The organism is Kitasatospora sp. NPDC088742 (assembly GCF_055584905.1).
Map to the genome: position 1 here is coordinate 17,357 of NZ_JBVJLD010000073.1, position 16,966 is coordinate 34,322.

General features: G+C 73.6%; 13 protein-coding genes. 2 read left to right on the top strand and 11 right to left on the bottom strand.

From position 1 onward, the window contains the following. Positions 1 to 77: 77 nt before the first annotated feature. From ACZ6ZR_RS36000 to ACZ6ZR_RS36020, 5 genes are all read right to left on the bottom strand, one after another. Entirely contained in the window at positions 78 to 1,448 is a 1,371-nt protein-coding gene (locus tag ACZ6ZR_RS36000) for a cytochrome P450 (RefSeq protein ID WP_465649812.1), read from the bottom strand. Beyond that, complete coding sequence (locus ACZ6ZR_RS36005; protein WP_465649814.1) at positions 1,445 to 2,887, bottom strand: FAD-binding oxidoreductase; 1,443 nt, start codon at positions 2,885 to 2,887, stop codon at positions 1,445 to 1,447. Before ACZ6ZR_RS36005 ends, ACZ6ZR_RS36000 begins: the two co-directional genes overlap by 4 nt. 23 nt (positions 2,888 to 2,910) lie before the next feature. Next, entirely contained in the window at positions 2,911 to 4,524 is a 1,614-nt protein-coding gene (gene mdlC, locus ACZ6ZR_RS36010; RefSeq protein WP_465649816.1) for a benzoylformate decarboxylase, read from the bottom strand. A gap of 251 nt (positions 4,525 to 4,775) precedes the next feature. Next, positions 4,776 to 6,119, bottom strand: a complete 1,344-nt coding sequence (locus tag ACZ6ZR_RS36015; RefSeq protein WP_465649831.1) for a class I SAM-dependent RNA methyltransferase — start codon at positions 6,117 to 6,119, stop codon at positions 4,776 to 4,778. A 434-nt stretch (positions 6,120 to 6,553) separates the two neighbouring features. Next, a complete protein-coding gene (locus ACZ6ZR_RS36020) occupies positions 6,554 to 8,614 on the bottom strand; it encodes an APC family permease (protein WP_465649833.1) in 2,061 nt (686 codons plus the stop codon). Between the two features lie 244 nt (positions 8,615 to 8,858). Between ACZ6ZR_RS36020 and ACZ6ZR_RS36025 the strand changes: the two genes are divergently transcribed. Both ACZ6ZR_RS36025 and ACZ6ZR_RS36030 read left to right on the top strand, forming a co-directional pair. Continuing rightward, positions 8,859 to 9,527 carry a potassium channel family protein gene (locus ACZ6ZR_RS36025; RefSeq protein WP_465649818.1) on the top strand — a complete coding sequence of 223 codons (669 nt, stop codon included), beginning with the start codon at positions 8,859 to 8,861 and terminating at the stop codon, positions 9,525 to 9,527. After that, positions 9,527 to 10,198: a potassium channel family protein gene (locus ACZ6ZR_RS36030; RefSeq protein WP_465649820.1), complete on the top strand. Its 672-nt coding sequence runs from the start codon at positions 9,527 to 9,529 to the stop codon at positions 10,196 to 10,198. Before ACZ6ZR_RS36025 ends, ACZ6ZR_RS36030 begins: the two co-directional genes overlap by 1 nt. Positions 10,199 to 10,245: 47 nt before the next feature. Here the strand turns inward: ACZ6ZR_RS36030 and ACZ6ZR_RS36035 are convergent, their stop codons facing one another. The 6 genes from ACZ6ZR_RS36035 to ACZ6ZR_RS36060 form a co-directional block, all read right to left on the bottom strand. Next, positions 10,246 to 10,965 (bottom strand): DUF3159 domain-containing protein, encoded by a 720-nt coding sequence (locus tag ACZ6ZR_RS36035; protein ID WP_465649822.1) that lies wholly within the window; start codon positions 10,963 to 10,965, stop codon positions 10,246 to 10,248. Between the two features lie 2 nt (positions 10,966 to 10,967). Next, positions 10,968 to 11,372 carry an OB-fold nucleic acid binding domain-containing protein gene (locus tag ACZ6ZR_RS36040; protein WP_402296434.1) on the bottom strand — a complete coding sequence of 135 codons (405 nt, stop codon included), beginning with the start codon at positions 11,370 to 11,372 and terminating at the stop codon, positions 10,968 to 10,970. A gap of 120 nt (positions 11,373 to 11,492) precedes the next feature. Then, positions 11,493 to 12,173 carry a response regulator gene (locus tag ACZ6ZR_RS36045; protein WP_345290872.1) on the bottom strand — a complete coding sequence of 227 codons (681 nt, stop codon included), beginning with the start codon at positions 12,171 to 12,173 and terminating at the stop codon, positions 11,493 to 11,495. After that, entirely contained in the window at positions 12,170 to 14,725 is a 2,556-nt protein-coding gene (locus ACZ6ZR_RS36050) for a DUF4118 domain-containing protein (protein WP_465649825.1), read from the bottom strand. The genes ACZ6ZR_RS36045 and ACZ6ZR_RS36050 overlap by 4 nt, the downstream gene beginning before the upstream one ends. Before the next feature lie 330 nt (positions 14,726 to 15,055). Next, a complete protein-coding gene (locus tag ACZ6ZR_RS36055; RefSeq protein ID WP_465649827.1) occupies positions 15,056 to 15,967 on the bottom strand; it encodes a hypothetical protein in 912 nt (303 codons plus the stop codon). 52 nt (positions 15,968 to 16,019) lie between these two features. Continuing rightward, positions 16,020 to 16,802, bottom strand: a complete 783-nt coding sequence (locus ACZ6ZR_RS36060; protein WP_465649829.1) for a SigE family RNA polymerase sigma factor — start codon at positions 16,800 to 16,802, stop codon at positions 16,020 to 16,022. Between the last annotated feature and the right edge of the window lie 164 nt (positions 16,803 to 16,966).

A 16,966-nucleotide genomic window follows, 5' to 3' on the forward strand; every position in this document is an offset into this window, starting at 1 on the left:
CTTCCGATTCGCGCCCGCGCGGCGGAGCCGCAAATCAGCAGAGCCTCGCGCCCCCGGCGTCACCTGCCCCGCGGGGTCTACCGAGGGACGAGGCCGAGCCGGAGGGTGGCGAGGTCGACCGAGCCGGGGAGGGGGCGGTGGACGTCCAGGACGGGGCGTCCGCCGGTCACCCGGTGGCCGCGCAGGACCTCCGCGACCAGGGCGGTGAGCACCATCAGCCCCAGGTCCTCCCCGGGGCACCGCCCACCGCCGTGGCTGAACGGGGCCATCACCGGGTCGAGTTCGGCCCCGGGCACCAGCCACCGCGCCGGGACGAACAGGTCCGCCCCCCGCACCTGCCCGGGGTCGCGCTGGTGGAAGGCGGCCGGCACCAGCACCGTCGTCCCGGCCGGGTGGGTGACGCCCCGCCAGGTGGTCTCGGCCCGCGTCACCCGCACCAGGTCCGGCACCAGCGGGAACAGCCGCAGCGCCTCCCGCACACAGGCCCGCACCCGGGGCAGCCCGTCCCCCGCCGGCGCCCCGTCCACCTCCGCCCACGCCGCGTGCTGCTCCGCCGGGTGGGCGGCGAGCAGCAGCAGCGTGCGGGCGAGCATGGTGCCGAGCAGGTCGAGCGCCAGCAGCCAGTGGTGAGCCTGGCCTACCAGGTCGATCTCCCCGGCCGGGTCCGGGTGTTGGCGCACCCGGCCGATCAGCGTGTGGGCCGGGGCCTCGGCGGCGTACCCGGCCAGCCGCGCGTCGGCCCGGGCGTACCGCTCGGCGGCCTCCCGGGCGCGGCCCTTGCGCAGGCCCATCCAGTTGGCCTCGCCCCGCAGCGCGACGAGCTGGTCGGTGAGCCGCTGGTCGTCCGCCGCGGCGTCCCCGAGCACCGTGCGCCGCCCGATCCGGCTCGCGGCCCGCTGGAGGGCGGCGGTGTCCAGCGACCGCCCGGCGGTCAGCGTCCGGACCTCCTGCGCGACCACGTCCAGGAACGGGCCGCAGGACGGGTGGACCGGCCGGCCGGCCGCCAGCACCTGCTCGTTGACCTCCCGCCGCCGCTCGCGCAGTTCGCCGTGCGAGCAGATCACGCCGGTGGGTTCGAAGACGGAGAGGCTGCGGAGCTTGTCGGGCGCGTCCATCGCCATGGTCCGCACCGGCTCGGCGTAGAACTGCTCCAGCTCGGCCCGGTCGAGCAGCACCAGCACCGGCCCGGAGAGCCCCCGGACCAGCACCGGGGCCCCGCCGTGGCGGCGCCGCATCGCCCGCAGGGTGGCGAAGGACCAGGCGGACTGGCCGAGCGCCGCGTACGCCCGGACCACCCCGGGCCGGGCGGAGGCCACGCCGCGGACGAAGGCGGGCAGGGTGTGGGTGGAGACGAACCGCAGGGTCTCCGCCCGGCCCGCCCGCACCGGCTCCTCGGTGCGGGGCGCGGCCACCCGCACCTCAGCGATGGGCTGCGCGGACAGGGTCACGCGATCACGACCTTCCCCGGGTTGAGCAGGTTCTTCGGGTCGAACAGCCGCTTGAGCCCGCGTTGCAGCTCCAGGGCGACGGGGTCGAGCTCGCGGGCCAGCCAGTCCCGCTTGAGGGTGCCGATGCCGTGCTCGCCGGTGCTGGTGCCGCCGAGGGCCAGCGCGGCGGCCATGATGTCGTCGTACGCGACCTGGGCCCGCCGGGTGGCGTCCGGGTCGGTGCGGTCGAAGAGCACAGTGGGGTGCAGGTTGCCGTCGCCGGCATGGCCGAGGGTGGCGATGGTCAGGTCGTGGTGGCGGGCGACGCCCTCGATCAGGCCGACCAGCTCGGCCAGCCGGGAGCGCGGCACCGCCACGTCCTCGATGAAGGCGGTCGGCTCGCCGGGCAGCCTCGTGACCATGGCCTGCAGGCCCGGGGTGACCATCCGCCGGGCCTCGATCACCCGGCGGCTCTGGTCCGCGTCGGCCGCCACCGTCAGCTCGACCGCGCCGGCGGCCCGGCAGAGCGCGGCCATCGCGGCCAGTTCGGCGGCCGGGTCGGCGGCGTCGCTCTCCACGATCAGGGTGGCGGCGCGGTCCCCGTTGAGCATCGGGTGGCCGAGGCCGGCGACCGCCCGGGTGGTGGTCCGGTCGAGCAGTTCCAGCGCCGAGGGCAGGTGGCCGGCGGCGGTGATCGCGGCGACGGCCGCGCCCGCCGCGGGCAGGGCCGCGAACTGGGCCAGCATCGCCAAGGCCGGCGGCCGGGCCGGACGCAGCGCCAGGGTCGCCCCGACCACCACCGCGAGCGTCCCCTCGGAGCCGACCAACAGCCTGGTCAGGTCGTAGCCGGCGACGCCCTTCACGGTGTCCCGGCCGGTGCGCATCCGCCGTCCGTCGGGCAGCACCACGTCCAGGCCGAGCACGTAGTCGGCGGTGACGCCGTACTTGACGCAGCAGATGCCGCCCGCGCCGGTGGCGATGTTCCCGCCGATGGTGCAGACCGCCCAGGAGGCCGGGTCGGGCGGGTAGGTCAGGCCGTACTCGGCCACCGCGCGGTCCAACTGCTGTGTCACGACGCCCGGTTCGCAACGCACCAGCCGGTTGGCCGGGTCGATCTCCAGGATCCGGTCCATCCGGGTGGTGGAGAGCACGATGCAGCCGTCCTCGGCGTTGGCCGCCCCGGCCAGGCCGGTCCTGGCACCCTGCGGGACCACCGGCACGTCCGACTCGTAGGCGGTGCGCAGCACGTGCTGCACCTGCTCGGCGGTCCGCGGGTGGACCACCACGGCCGGCCTGCCGTGCTCGGAGAACGGCGCCGCGTCGTGCGCGTGGGCGGCCAGCGTCTCCGGGTCTGTGGAGAGCGCCTCGGCCGGGAGGCCTTCGCCCAGCCGGGCGAGCAGCCGGGTGAGCGGCCTGGAGGCCGGCCCGGTGACCGGCGTGGATTCGGTGATGACGGACATTCCGCTGCCTTCCGGACGTGGCGCTAGAGGGTGGGGAGTTCGGTGCTGACCGGGACGTCGATCAGCACCGGCCCGTCCCGGCGCGTGGTGGACTCCCGCACCAGCTTGGTGACTTCGGCCGCGTCCACGGCCCGGTGGGCGCGCACCCCGTAGCCGGTGGCGATGGCGGTGATGTCCAGGCCGGGGATCTCCAGCCCCGGCACGCCCGGGGTGCGCTCCACCTGGGCGAACCACTGGAGGATGGCGTAGCGGGCGTTGCTCAGCACCACGAAGGTGACCGGCAGGTTGTAGTGGGCCGCCGTCCACAGCGCCTGGACGGCGTAGTGCACCGAGCCGTCCCCGAGCACCGCGACCACCGGCCGCTCCGGGACGGCGAGTTGGGCCCCGACGGCCGCCGCCGCCCCGTAGCCCAGGCCACCGCCGGCCGAGAACAGGTAGGAGCCGGGCGTGCCGATCCTGGTCGCCCGGTGGAACTGCGGGACGTTGGACGGCGACTCGTTCACCCAGAGCGTCCCGGCCGGCGCGCCCTCGGCCACCGCCCGCAGCGCGCCGAACGGGCTCAGCCGCCCGTCCTCGCCGAGCCCCTCCGCCGCCGGCTCCGCGGGGCCGACGCCCGCCGGTGCTCCCGCCGCCAGCCGCTCCGTCAACGCCCGTGCGGTGAGCGCCAGATCGGCCACCACCGCGTCGCCGACCGGCGCCCGGGCCGCCTCCTCCGCGTCCCGGGTGAGCAGCACCAGCCCGGCCCCGTCCGGCAGGTACTCCCCCGGCACGTACGGGTAGTAGCGGAACACCGGCGCCCCGATCACCACCACCAGGTCGTGCCCCGCCAGGCAGCGTGCCAACGGGGCGATGGCGGGCGGCAGTTCGCCCCGGTACTGCGGGTGGCTGCGCGGGAAGGAGACCCGCCCCGCCACCGGAGCGGCCCACACCGGCAGCCCGGTGTGCTCGGCCAGCGCCAGCACCGCGTCCCAGGTGCCCGGGCCGGCCGCGTCCACGTCGTCGCCGACCACCAGGACGGCGCTGCGCGCCCCGGCGATCCGTCCGGCCAGCGAGCGGATCGTTTCGGCGTCGGGCGCTCCCGCGTGCACCACCCGGCGCTCGGCGGCGGCCTGCGCCGCCCGCAGCTCACCCGGCGTCAGCTCCGCCTCGAAGTCGTCCATCGGCAGCGAGAGGAAGACCGGCCCGCACGGCGGGGTCTCGGCCAGCTGCACCGCCCGGGCCAGCGCGGGCGCCACGTCGGCCGGGCGCGGCGGCTCGTACGCCCACTTCACCGCGGGCTGCGGCAGCAGGGTGGCCTGCGGATTGCTGAGCAGCGCCTCCATGGTGAGCATCGCCCGCACCTGCTGCCCGGCGGTGACCACCATCGGGGTGCGGTTGGCCCGGGCGTTGAGGATCGCGCCCATCGCGTTGCCGGTGCCGGGCCCGGTGTGCAGGTTGACCAGCGCCGTGCGGCCGCCGGCCTGCGCGTAGCCGTCCGCCATCCCGACCACCACGGCCTCCTGGAGGCCGAGCACGTACCGGAAGTCGGCCGGGAAGTCCCGCAGCATCGGCAGCTCGGTGGAGCCCGGATTGCCGAAGACGGTGGTGATCCCGCGGGCGCGCAGCACGTCCAGGACTGCGTGACGGACGGACGGCATGGGTGGTTCCCCCTCGAGTCGGAACATGACCTGGAACCCATGCCTAGTGGTTCGCCCCCCGCACCCCCACCTCCGCACGGGGCAGCTTCACCCGCCCGGCGGACACCCTTCCACCCCCAGGAGCAAAAGGCCTACGAACGGGGCGCACATCCGATCCGACCGGCGCACGCCCCCGGCTCGCGCTACCGAACACACCGACGCCCCGCCGGACCGAGGTCCGACGGGGCGTCAGGTGGTCGACTGAGGAGCCGTCAGCGCTCCCAGGCGGCCCGGTCGTCCTCGACGGGCTCCACCGGCTCCAGGATCGCCACGCACTCGAAGTGGTGGGTCATCGGGAACAGGTCGAAGGCCCGCAGCGAGACCGGCCGGTAGCCGCCCTCGCGGAAGAAGGCCAGGTCACGCGCGAGCGCGGCCGGGTCACAGGCCACGTACGCGATCCGGCGGGCCTCCAGGCCGGCCAGGTGACGGACCGTCTCCCGCCCGGCCCCCGCGCGCGGCGGGTCCAGCACGATCAGGTCGGTCGAGGTGATGCCGGTGCGCGGCAGCAGGCTCTCCACCCGGTCGCACTCGATCCGGACGTTGTCCACCTCGGCCAGGTTGTGCCGGGCGTCGACCACCGCCTGCTTGCTCGACTCGATGCCGAGCACCGCCCCGTCGTCACCGACCCGGTCGGCCAGCGCGCCCGCGAACAGGCCCACGCCGCAGTACAGGTCGAGCGCGCTCTCGCCCCACTGCGGGTCCAGGCCGTCCAGCACCGCGTTCACCAGGGTGTCCGGCGCCTCCGGGTGGATCTGCCAGAAACCGCCGTTGGAGACCCGCCAGGTCCGTCCCGCCGCCCGCTCCCGGACGAAGGTCCGCCCGTGCACCCGGTGGAACAGCTCCTGCTCGTCGATCCGGGAGATCGACACCGGCTTGTCCAGCTCCACCAGCGGCAGCTGCGCGCCCGGAGCCGGGGTCAGGATCACCTGACGGTCCGAGGACCCGGAGGCCGCGATCACCTCGACCGAGGTGACGCCGGGCCAGCTGCGGCCCTCCACCCCGAGCTCGGTGACGCCCTCGGTCGCGATCAGGCAGCGGTCCACCGGCTCGATGTCGTGCGAACGGTGCCGGCGCAGACCGACCCGGCCGCTCGCCGGGTCCACCGCGTACTGCATCCGGGACCGCCAGGCCGGGACCTCACCGGGCGCCAGCTTGCCGCCGACCGGCTCCACGCTGCCGTCCCAGCCCGCCTGCTCCGGCGTCAGCCCGGCCAGCTTGGCCAGCTGCTCGGTCAGCACCGCGCCCTTGAGCTTGCGCTGCCCGCCCGGGGTGACGTGCTGCCAGTCGCAGCCGCCGCACTTGCCGGGGCCGGCGAACGGGCACGGCGCCGGGATCCGCTCCTTGGCGGCCTCCAGCACCTCCACCGCGTCGGCCCGCAGGAAGCGGGAGGTGGTGGTGCCCTCGGTGACCTCCACGACCACCCGCTCGCCCGGCAGCGTGTGCCGGACGAACAGCACCCGGCCCTCGTGCCGCGCCACGCAGTGCCCGCCGCCGTGCGCCACCGGGCCGACCTCGACCTCGTACCGCTCGCCGACCAGCGGGTCGCCGGACGGCACCCGCGGCGCCGCCGGAGCCTTGACCGCCTTCGGCGGACGGGCCGCCCTGGCGGCCGGCTGCGCCGTGCGCAGCGCCTTCGGCGGCCGCACCGCCTGCTTCTTCGCGCCCTTCGCGGCACCACCCGCGCCACCGGACTCGGCGGTCACCTTGGCGGTGGCCTTGGCGCCGGGCAGCTTGCCCTTCTTCCACAGCGCGGAGGCACCCGCCGCGGTCGGCGCGGCCGTGCCCTCCGACCGCTGCTCGCCCGGAGCGACCGGCGCGGTCTGCGCGGTGTAGCCGTCACGGTCGGTCGCCGTCGGCCGGGCCGGCTTGGAGCTCCAGCGCGGACGGGCCACCTGCCCCGGCTTGCCGCCGGTGGACTTGGCCTTGCCGGAGCCCTTGCCGGAACCGCCGGAGCGTCCGGCGCCGGAGGAACGGGGCGGGTTGTTGCGGGTCACGATTCGGCGTCCTTGGTGGAGTTGCTGGAGCTGCTGGCAGCGGTGCTGGAAGCCTTCGACTCTACGCGCTGCGGGCGCGGTTCACCGCGCCGCACCGCACCCGGCGCCGACCACGCCTTCTGCGGGCGCCGCCGCTCGGAGGACTCCAGCTGCCACGGCACCGAGGTCACCATGACGCCCGGCTTGAAGAGCAGCCGGCCCTTCAGCCGCAGCGCGCTCTGGTTGTGCAGCAGGTGCTCGTACCAGTGGCCGACCACGTACTCCGGGATGTAGACCATCACCACGTCGCGCGGGCTGGACCGGCGCAGGTTCTTCACGTAGTCCAGCACCGGCCCGGTGATCTCGCGGAACGGCGAGTCCAGCACCTTCAGCGGGATCTCGATGTCCCGCGCGTCCCACTCCCGGCGCAGCGCCTCGGTGTCCGAGGGGTCCACGTTGACCGTGACCGCCTCCAGGGTGTGCGAACGCGCGAGCCGGGCGTACGCCAGTGCGCGCAGCGCCGGCTTGTGCAGCTTGGAGACCAGCACGATGGCGTGCACCCGGGTCGGCAGCACCGCGTCGTCCGGCACCTCCGCCGCGATCAGCTCGCGGGAGACCCGGTCGTAGTGCTTGCGGATCGCCTTCATCATCACGAACAGCACGACCATCGCGGCGATCGCGATCCAGGCGTGGCTGATCTTGGTGGCCAGCACCACGATCAGCACGGCCATCGTCATCACCAGGCCGAAGGCGTTGATCGCCCGGCTGCGCTGCATGTGCGAGCGCTTCTTCGGGTCCTTCTCGGTACGCAGCAGCCTGGTCCAGTGCCGGATCATGCCCGACTGGCTCATGTTGAAGGAGACGAAGACACCGACGATGTACAGCTGGATCAGCCGGGTCGGGTCCGCGTCGAAGGCCACGATGAACAGGATCGCCGCGCCCGCCAGCAGGATGATGCCGTTGGAGAACGCCAGCCGGTCACCACGGGTGTGCAGCTGCCGGGGCAGGTAGCGGTCCTGGGCCAGGATCGAGCCGAGCACCGGGAAGCCGTTGAAGGCCGTGTTGGCGGCCAGCACCAGGATCAGACCGGTCACGGCCGCGATGAAGTAGAACCCCGGGGTGAAGTTGGAGAACACCGCCTCGCTGATCTGCGCCAGCGCCGTCTTCTGGTGGTAGTCCGCCGGGGCGCCCACCAGCTGGCTCGGGTCCTCCGCCATCTGAGCGCCCGTCAGCCGGGCCAGGTAGATGATGCCCATGAACATCACGACCGCGAACAGCGCCATCATCAGCAGCGTGGTCGCCGCGTTCTTGCTCTTCGGCTTGCGGAAGGCCGGCACGCCGTTGGAGATCGCCTCCACGCCGGTCAGCGCCGCACAGCCCGAGGAGAAGGCCTTGAGCAGCAGGAAGATCAGTGCGAACCCGGCCAGGTTCTCGTCCCCGGGCAGCGCCTGGAGGTGGAACCCGGCGCTCTCGGCGGGCATGTCCGTCCCGAAGAACACGTTCCGGACCATGCCGTAGCCGATCATGCCCATGATGCCGATCATGAACGCGTAGGTCGGCACCGCGAACGCCGACCCGGACTCCCGGACCCCGCGCAGGTTCATGCCCATCAGCACGACGACCAGGATGATCGAGATCGCCATCTCGTGGCCCCGCAGCGCCGGCACCGCCGACACCACGTTCGCCACGCCCGAGGTCGTCGACACCGCCACCGTCAGGATGTAGTCGACCAGCAGCGCGCTCGCCACCACCAGACCGGAGTTCGGCCCGTGGTTGACGGTCGCCACCTCGTAGTCGCCGCCACCGCTCGGGTAGGCGTGCACGTTCTGCCGGTACGAGGCCACCACCGCGAGCATCACGACCGCGACGACGAGGCCGATCTGCCAGGAGAAGTGGATCGCCGAGACGCCCGCCACCGACAGGGTGAGCAGGATCTCCTCGGGGGCGTAGGCCACCGAGGAGAGGGCGTCGGAGGCGAACACGGGCAGCGCGATGCGCTTGGGCAGCAGGGTCTCGCCCAGCTTGTCGCTGCGCAGGGCGCGACCGAGCAGGATGCGTTTCGGTAGATCAGCAGGCATAGGCACGTAGGAATCGTAGGGGCTCCCCCCCGCGGAGTTGCGCTCCGGTGGCCCCCTTCCTCGGGACTGTGTTCGGAGGACCGGCTAGCGTGTCGCATGATGAGGACGCGGGAACCATCCGGTGCACCCGCCACACGACGTGCCGAACCCCTCGGCCGAATGACCCCCGGAACGGGGGCGGAAGGATGACGATCGGTGTCTGCGCAGGTCATGTTCCCCACGGACCAGGTGAGGTAGGCGTCCCGTGCACATCGTCATCATGGGCTGCGGCCGGGTGGGCTCCGCGCTCGCCCGCGCCCTGGAGAAACAGGGTCACTCGGTGGCCGTCGTCGACCAGGACCCGACCGCCTTCCGCCGGCTCGGCGCCGTCTTCAACGGCCGCCGGGTGACCGGCGTCGGCTTCGACCAGGACACCCTGCGCGAGGCCGGCATCGAGGAGGCGGGCGCCTTCGCCGCCGTCTCCAGCGGTGACAACTCCAACATCATCGCGGCCCGGGTCGCCCGGGAGAACTTCGGCGTCGAGAACGTCGCGGCCCGGATCTACGACCCCCGCCGCGCCGAGGTCTACCAGCGCCTGGGCATCCCCACCGTCGCCACCGTCCGGTGGACCGCCGACCAGATGCTCCGCCGCCTGCTCCCCAGCGGCGGCGAACCGCTCTGGCAGGACCCCAGCGGCAGCGTCCAGCTCGCCGAGGTCGCCTACGCCCCCTCCTGGGTCGGCCACCGGCTCTCCGAGCTGGAGGAGGCCTCCGGCGCCCGGATCGCCTTCCTCACCCGCCTCGGCGAGGGGACCCTGCCGACCCCCCAGCTGGTCGTCCAGGAGGGCGACCTGGTGCACGTGATGCTGCGCCGCGCCGACCTGACCGCCGTCGAGGCCGCGTTCGCGCAGGGTCCGCAGGAGGATGAGCACTGATGCGAGTCGCCATTGCCGGAGCCGGCGCGGTCGGCCGCTCGATCGCGGGCGAGCTGCTGGAGAACGGCCACGACGTCCTCCTGATCGACAAGAACCCCAACTCCATCTCGGTCGAGCGCGTCCCGATGGCCGAGTGGCTGCTGGCCGACGCCTGCGAGATCACCTCGCTGGACGAGGCCGCGCTCCAGCGCTGCCACGTGGTGATCGCCGCCACCGGCGACGACAAGGTCAACCTGGTGGTCTCGCTGCTCGCCAAGACCGAGTACGGCGTGCCGCGGGTGGTCGCCCGGGTCAACAACCCGAAGAACGAGTGGCTCTTCAACGAGTCCTGGGGCGTGGACGTCGCCGTCTCCACCCCGCGCCTGATGTCCGCCCTCGTCGAGGAGGCCGTCAGCGTCGGTGACCTGGTCCGCCTGATGCGCTTCAGCCAGGGCAACGCCAACCTGGTCGAGCTCACCCTCGCCGCGGACGCCGCCCTGGTCGGCACCCGGGTCGGCGACGTGGTCTGGCCGGCCGACACCGCGCTGGTCACCATCATCCGCGAGGGCCGGGTCCTGGTGCCGGGCAAGGACGACACCCTGGACGGCGGCGACGAACTGCTCTTCGTGGCCGCCCAGGAACGCGAGGAGGAGCTCGAGGAGCTCCTCTCCGCGGGCTCCACCGAGCAGTAGCGCGCCCCTGGACGAACGGGAAGAGGGCCCCCTCGGGGGCCCTCTTCTCAGCTCTGCTGCTCCTCCTCGACCTCCGCCTTGATCGGCGGCGGGGCCTTGAGCAGGATCTGCCAGGTCACGTACATCGCCAGCAGCAGCGGCGGGATGCCGAGCGCCACCTTCAGCCAGCCCAGCAGGTTGACGTTCCCCGTGAAGTACAGCGGGAAGAGGATCAACGGCTTGATGCCCATGATCACCACCCAGGCCCAGGTCGCCTTGGTGTACGCCGCCAGCCGCCCGGGGTTCTTGGTCCGCCAGGTGAACATCTCGCCCGTGATCGGGCCGAGCATCACGCCGATCATCGGCCAGCGGACCAGCGCCGAGACCGCCAGCGCGACGCAGTAGCCGACGTTCCACAGCAGGCCGGGCAGGTAGAAGTTCTCCGCCTTGCCGGTCTTCATCGAGATCCACGCACCGAGCGCGACCCCGAACACCCCGCTGAACGCGTGCTGCACCGTCTCCCGGCGGAACAGCCGGATCACCACGAACAGCAGGCTCAGCCCGAGCGCCGCCCAGGCCGCCGGGGCCACCTCGTGGGTGATGTTGAAGGTGATGATGAACACCAGGCCGGGCAGGGTCATGTCGACCATGCCGCGGACACCGCCGAAGGCCTGCAGCACCGTGTCGGCGGCCTCCTTCGAGGCGTCCCGCTCCGGCTCCACCGCCTGGTCGGCGGGCTTTGCCAGGTCGAGCTGGGCGGCGGGCTCGCCGCCGGGCAGGTTGGTCACGCTCACTCGCTCCCGTGTCCGGCCGGACGCAGTTCGTAGCGGGGGTTGAAGAGCACGCGGCGCCCGCGTGCGTGGCTGAGCCGGCCGGTCGCGATGAGGCGACGGCCGGGTTCTATGCCGATGATCGAACGGCGGCCCAGCCAGACCACGTCCAGGGCCTCGGTCCCGTCGAACAGCTCCGCCTCCAGCGCCGGCACCCCGGCCCGGGGGCGGAGCGTCACGGTGCGCAGGGTCCCGGCCACGGTGACCACCTCGCGGTCCCCCGCGCTGGCGATCGGGGTGCACCCGGCCTCCACCGTGTCCTGCCGGAGCTCGGCCGCGTCCAGCTCCTCGGCTGAGGAGGTCAGGCGGCTGAGCATGCGGCGGAAACGGCCTTGCGGCTGCTCGCTGCTGTTGTCACCACTCATGCCCGAAGGGTACCGGTTTCACGGCACCGAACGGCAGAGCGAACACGGCCTCCGGCGGGGAGAGCGGGGCAGACTCCGGCGGGGAGGGTGCGGCAGGTCGGGAGAGCTTCCGACCGCCCGTCAGGGTTCGAAGCGGTAGCCCATGCCCGGCTCGGTGATGAAGTGCCGGGGGTGGCTCGGGTCGGTCTCCAGCTTCCGTCGCAGCTGGGCCAGGTAGACCCGCAGGTAGTTGGTCTCGGTCCGGTAGGCCGGCCCCCAGACCTCCTGGAGCAGCTGGGTCTGGCTGACCAGCCGCCCGGCGTTGCGCACCAGCACCTCCAGCAGGTGCCACTCGGTGGGCGTCAGCCGGATGTCCGCACCGTCCCGGTTGACCTTCTTCGCCGCCAGGTCCACCGTGAACCCCTCGGTGACCACCACCGCGTCGTCCTCCCCCGCCACCGGCTCGGCCCGCCGCACGGCGGCCCGCATCCGCGCCAACAGCTCGTCCATCCCGAACGGCTTGGTGACGTAGTCGTCGGCCCCGGCGTCCAGCGCCTCCACCTTCTCGTCCGAGGCGTGCCGGGCCGAGAGCACGATGATCGGCACCCTGGTCCAGCCCCGCAGGCCGCGGATCACCTCCACGCCCTCCATGTCCGGCAGCCCGAGGTCGAGCAGCACCACGTCCGGGTGCTTGGCCGCGGCGAGCTCCAGGGCCGACGCACCGTCATGGGCGGCGTCCACCTCGTACTTCCGGGCCTTGAGGTTGATCACCAGCGCGCGGACGATCTGCGGTTCGTCGTCCACCACGAGGACCCGGGTCATTCCGGCTCCGCCTTTCGTTCGTCGTTGTCGTCCAGGTCCGCCGCAGGCAGCGCGACCACCATGGTCAGTCCTCCGCCGGGGGTGTCCTCGGCGGTGACGGTGCCGTCCATCGCCTCCACGAAGCCCCGGGCCACCGCCAGCCCGAGACCCACGCCGGCGCCGCGCGGGGCGTCGCCGTACCGCTGGAACGGCGCGAAGATCCGTTCCCGGGCCTCCACCGGCACCCCGGGGCCCCGGTCGACGATCCGCACCTCGACCCGCCGCCCGGCCCCCGGCCGGTCCAGCACCGAGGCCCGCACCAGGACGTCGCCGCTGTACTTCACGGCGTTCTCGACCAGGTTGGCGAGCGCCCGCTCCAGCAGCCCGCCGTCGGCCCGCACCATCGGCAGCGACTCGGGCACGTCCAGCCGGACCGCCCCGGCCGGCACCCCGCCCAGCGCGTACGGGACGACCTCGTCGAGGTCGGTGTCGCGGATCAGCGGGGCGACGGTGCCGGTCTGCAGGCGGCTCATGTCGAGCAGGTTGTTGATCAGGTGGTCGAGCCGGTCGGCGCCGGTCTCGATCCCGGCCAGCAGCTCGGCCTCGTCCTCGGCGCTCCACTCCACGTCCTCGGCGCGCAGCGAGGAGACGTTGGCCTTGATCCCGGCCAGCGGGGTGCGCAGGTCGTGCGAGACGGCGGCCAGCAGGGCGGTGCGGATCCGGTTGCCCTCGGCCTCCCGGCGGGCGGCGGCGGCCTCGCCGAGCAGCCGGCGGCGCTCCAGCAGGGCGGCGCCCTGGGCGGCGTAGGCGCCGAGCAGCCGACGGTCGGCCGCGGGCAGCACCCGGCCCCGCAGCACCAGCGCCAGCCGGCCGCCGACCGGCACGTCCACGTCGCCGTCCTCCGGCCGCTGCGGCGGATCGGTGCCACGGGCCGCCGCCGGACGCCAGGGTGAGTGGTCGTCAGGCCGCTCCAGCAGCGCGGCGGACTCCTGTTGGAAGGTCTCCCTGACCTGGTCCAGCAGGGCGTCCAGCATCCCGTTCCCGCTCGGCGTGCCGCGCAGCACCGTCCCGGCCAGCGCGCTCAGCGACTGCGCCTCGGTCTGGCTGAGGGCGGCCTGCTGGGTCCGTCTGGCGGCCAGGTCCACCACCGAGGCGACCGCGATGCCGACGGCGGTGAAGATCGCCACCGCCAGGATGTTCCGCGGTTCGGAGATGGTGAAGGTGTGGATCGGGGGCGTGAAGTAGTAGTTCAGCGAGGAGGAGGCCACCAGCGCCGAGGCGACCGCCGGGTAGAGGCCGCCGGCCAGCGCCGCACAGACCGTCAGGCAGAGGAAGAGCAGCATGTCCGTGGAGAGCCCCAGGCTCCCCAGCTCGATCAGCAGCAGCGTGAGCAGCGGCGGACCGCCGACCCCGATCAGCCAGCCCAGCAGCGTCCTGGTCCGGCCGAGGTCGGTGACCCGGCGGACCGGCAGCGTGCCGCGGCCCCTCGCCGCCTGCTCGTGGGTGACGGTGTGCACGTCGATGTCACCGCTGTCCCGGGTGACGGTGGACCCCACCCCGGGGCCCCACAGGTACTGCCAGGCCCGGCGGCGGCTGGAGCCCAGCACCACCTGGGTGGCGTTCACCCCGCGCGCGAAGTCCAGCAGGGCCGGCGCCGGGTCGTCGCCCAGCACCGTGTGGAAGCTGCCGCCCAGGCTCTCCACCAGGGCGCGCTGCTCGATCAGGGCCTGCGAGGAGCCCGCCGGCGCCGACAGCCCGTCGGAACGCGCGATGTGCACGGCCAGCAGCTCACCGCCGGACGCCCGGTCGGCGATCCGGGCCGCCCGGCGGATCAGCGTGGCACCCTCGGGGCCGCCGGTCAGACCGACCACGATCCGCTCCCGGGCCTGCCAGGTGCCCTCGATGCCGTGCTCGGCCCGGTAGCGCTGGAGGTACTCGTCGACCCGGTCGGCCGTCCAGAGCAGCGCCAGCTCGCGCAGCGCGGTCAGGTTCCCCGGCCGGAACCAGTTCGCCAGCGAGGCGTCGACCTTCTCCGGCGCGTACACGTTCCCGTGCGCCAGCCGGCGGCGCAGCGCCTCCGGATCCATGTCTACCAGCTCGACCTGGTCCGCCCGGCGCACCACCTCGTCCGGCACCGTCTCGCGCTGCCGCACCCCCGTGATGCCCTCCACCACGTCGCCCAGCGACTCCAGGTGCTGGATGTTCACGGTGGAGACCACGTCGATCCCGGCCTCCAACAGCTCCTCGACGTCCTGCCAGCGCTTGGCGTTGCGGCTGCCCGGCACGTTGGTGTGGGCCAGCTCGTCCACCAGCGCGACCGCCGGGCGCCGGCGCAGCACCGCGTCCAGGTCCAGCTCGCCGAAGAGCGCCCCACGGTACGTCAGTTCCCGTCGCGGCAGCAGCTCCAGACCCACCGTCAGCTCGGCAGTCCGCCGCCGCCCGTGGTCCTCCACGAAGGCCGCGACCACGTCCGTACCGCGGGCGGACCTGCGGTGCGCCTCCGCGAGCATGGCGTACGTCTTGCCGACCCCGGGTGCCGCCCCGAGGTAGATCCGCAGCCTGCCGCGCGCCATCCGTACCAGTTCCCGCTCCGCCCGGGGCAGGCCCCGGGTACCCGTCCGACCCCCTGAGCCTACGGTGATTTACCCGTAAATCCGCTGATCAGGTGAGCCGAACGGTAGTTTTAGCGGTCTCTTGACGCCCATCGCCTGCCCTCGCCCGAGGGGGCGGGTGGGGGTGCTGTGGAGTCCCCTGTTCCCCACAGCACCCCGAGCACGGAAGCCGGGACGTTGACGTCACCGGTCTGGGCTCGTACTGGACACGCCGCAAGCAGGGGAAGGGTTGCACGGGATTCCGAGATATTTTCGCGGCCTCTCCAGCCGGCGCCCAGGGGGCGCGGCCCCTCAGTTCCCGGCGCCGCCGCCCCGGCTCCCGCTCGCCGACGGCACCGGCAAGGGCAGCGCGGCGAAGGCGTCCGAGGCCGCCCGGAACTCCGGATCCAGCACCGCCCCCGCCAACCCGGTCGGCGTCGAGTCCGTCGTGTACTGCACCAGCAGCACCGCCAACCGACGCCCCTCCAGCCGCACCGTCACCTCCTCCACCCGCTCCGGCTCACTGTCCCCCGCCTCGAAGGTCCGCAGCGCCAACGCCCGGTGGGTCCGCTCCCCCTCCACCCAGCCGGCCCCCGGCACCGTGCACTCCGCGGCCTCCAACAGCCGCTCCTCCGCACTCGCCGCCTCGGCCGTCGCATCGAACTCCAGCAGGTACTGCACCGCCAGCCCCCGGCCCGCGTCCGGGCGCACCAGCTCCCACCGCCGACCCGCCCCCAGCAGCTCGACGAGCTGCGGCACGCACCCCTGCAACGCCGGCAATCCGAACGTCGAAACCCCCGTCAACAACGGCCCCCACGGGCCGTACCGGGCCTGCGAAACCGGCAACCCGGCCTGCCCCAGCAGGAGTTCACCCCCGCCGTCCGAGACCGGCATCACCGAATCGACCCCACCGGCCAGCTCCACCGGCCCCGGCAGCAGCAGCGTCGGCGCGATGGTCCGCTCCACCGGCAGCCCGGCCAGACCCGCCACCTGCCCGCCCATCTCACCGGGCCCGCAGAAGGTGGCCAGCCCCCACACCCCCGCCGAGGTCAACGCCCCCGTCACCGCCACGATCCCGGCCCGCCGACGCCGACGACGCCGCACCGCCCGGCAGAGCACCTCCTCCGACGGAGGCATCCGCAGCGCGGTCACCTCGCACCGCAGCTCGTCGAACATCCGCTCCAGCCTGACCGTCGAGACGGCCGGACGATCCTGCTCCTCCACGGCGACCGCCCTCCTCTCAGCCCGCTCGGCCGACTCCGCCCGCACGGCCCTCTCAGCCACGGCAGCTCAGCGTCCCGTCCAACGTACGCCCCTCACCGGTCCGTTGAGCCGGCACCGTCGAATCGGAGACGGACGGCCCCGGCCGCTCCTCCGGCGCCCGCTCCCGCCCCTGACCGCCCGTCAGTTCCCGGCCGCCCGGCTCCACCTCGTCCTCGTCCCCGACCCCGGGCGAGGCCGCCGGAGCACTCACCGGCCCGGCCACCGGACCCACCACCGGCACCCCCGGCATCGGCTTCGGACCCCCCGACCGCTGGAGCGGCAACGGCGAACCGCCGTCCCCCTCCTCCTCCCCCAACAACTCGGCCAGCGCCAGCCGCCCCCGGTGCAGCCGCGCCTTCACCGTCCCCACCGGCACACCCTCGTCCGCCGCGATCTCCGCCACCGCCCGGCCCCCCATGTGATGCAGCACCAACGCCGACCGCTGCGCCTCTGGCAACCGCCGCAACGCCTCCACCAACGCAACCGACTCCGGCCCCGGCCCGGGCACCGGCGACCCCTCACCGTGCCGCACCCAACTCCGCAACGCCGTCCGCGCCCGCCGCCACCGGCTGATCGCGATCCGCTGCCCCGTCAGCCGCACCCAGGCCACCGGGTTCTCGTACGCACTCAGCCGCCCCCAGTGGCTCCACGCCCGGACGAACGCCTCCTGCGCGGCGTCCTGAGCCTCCCCCAGATCACCCGTCAGCGCGTACAGATGGGCCACCAACTGACCGTACGCACCTTCGTAGAACGACCTGAAGTCGTCCTCCGCCGCGTGCTCCCGGTCACCACCCATGACCGGTCAGTGTGCCGTGCACCGGTGGGGGTCGGCAACCAGCCGGCCCGTACCTCCGGAAACGCAGAGAAGCCCCCTGACGAATCGTCAGGGGGCTTCTCTTGAATGATTGTTCGGCGGCGTCCTACTCTCCCACAGGGTCCCCCCTGCAGTACCATCGGCGC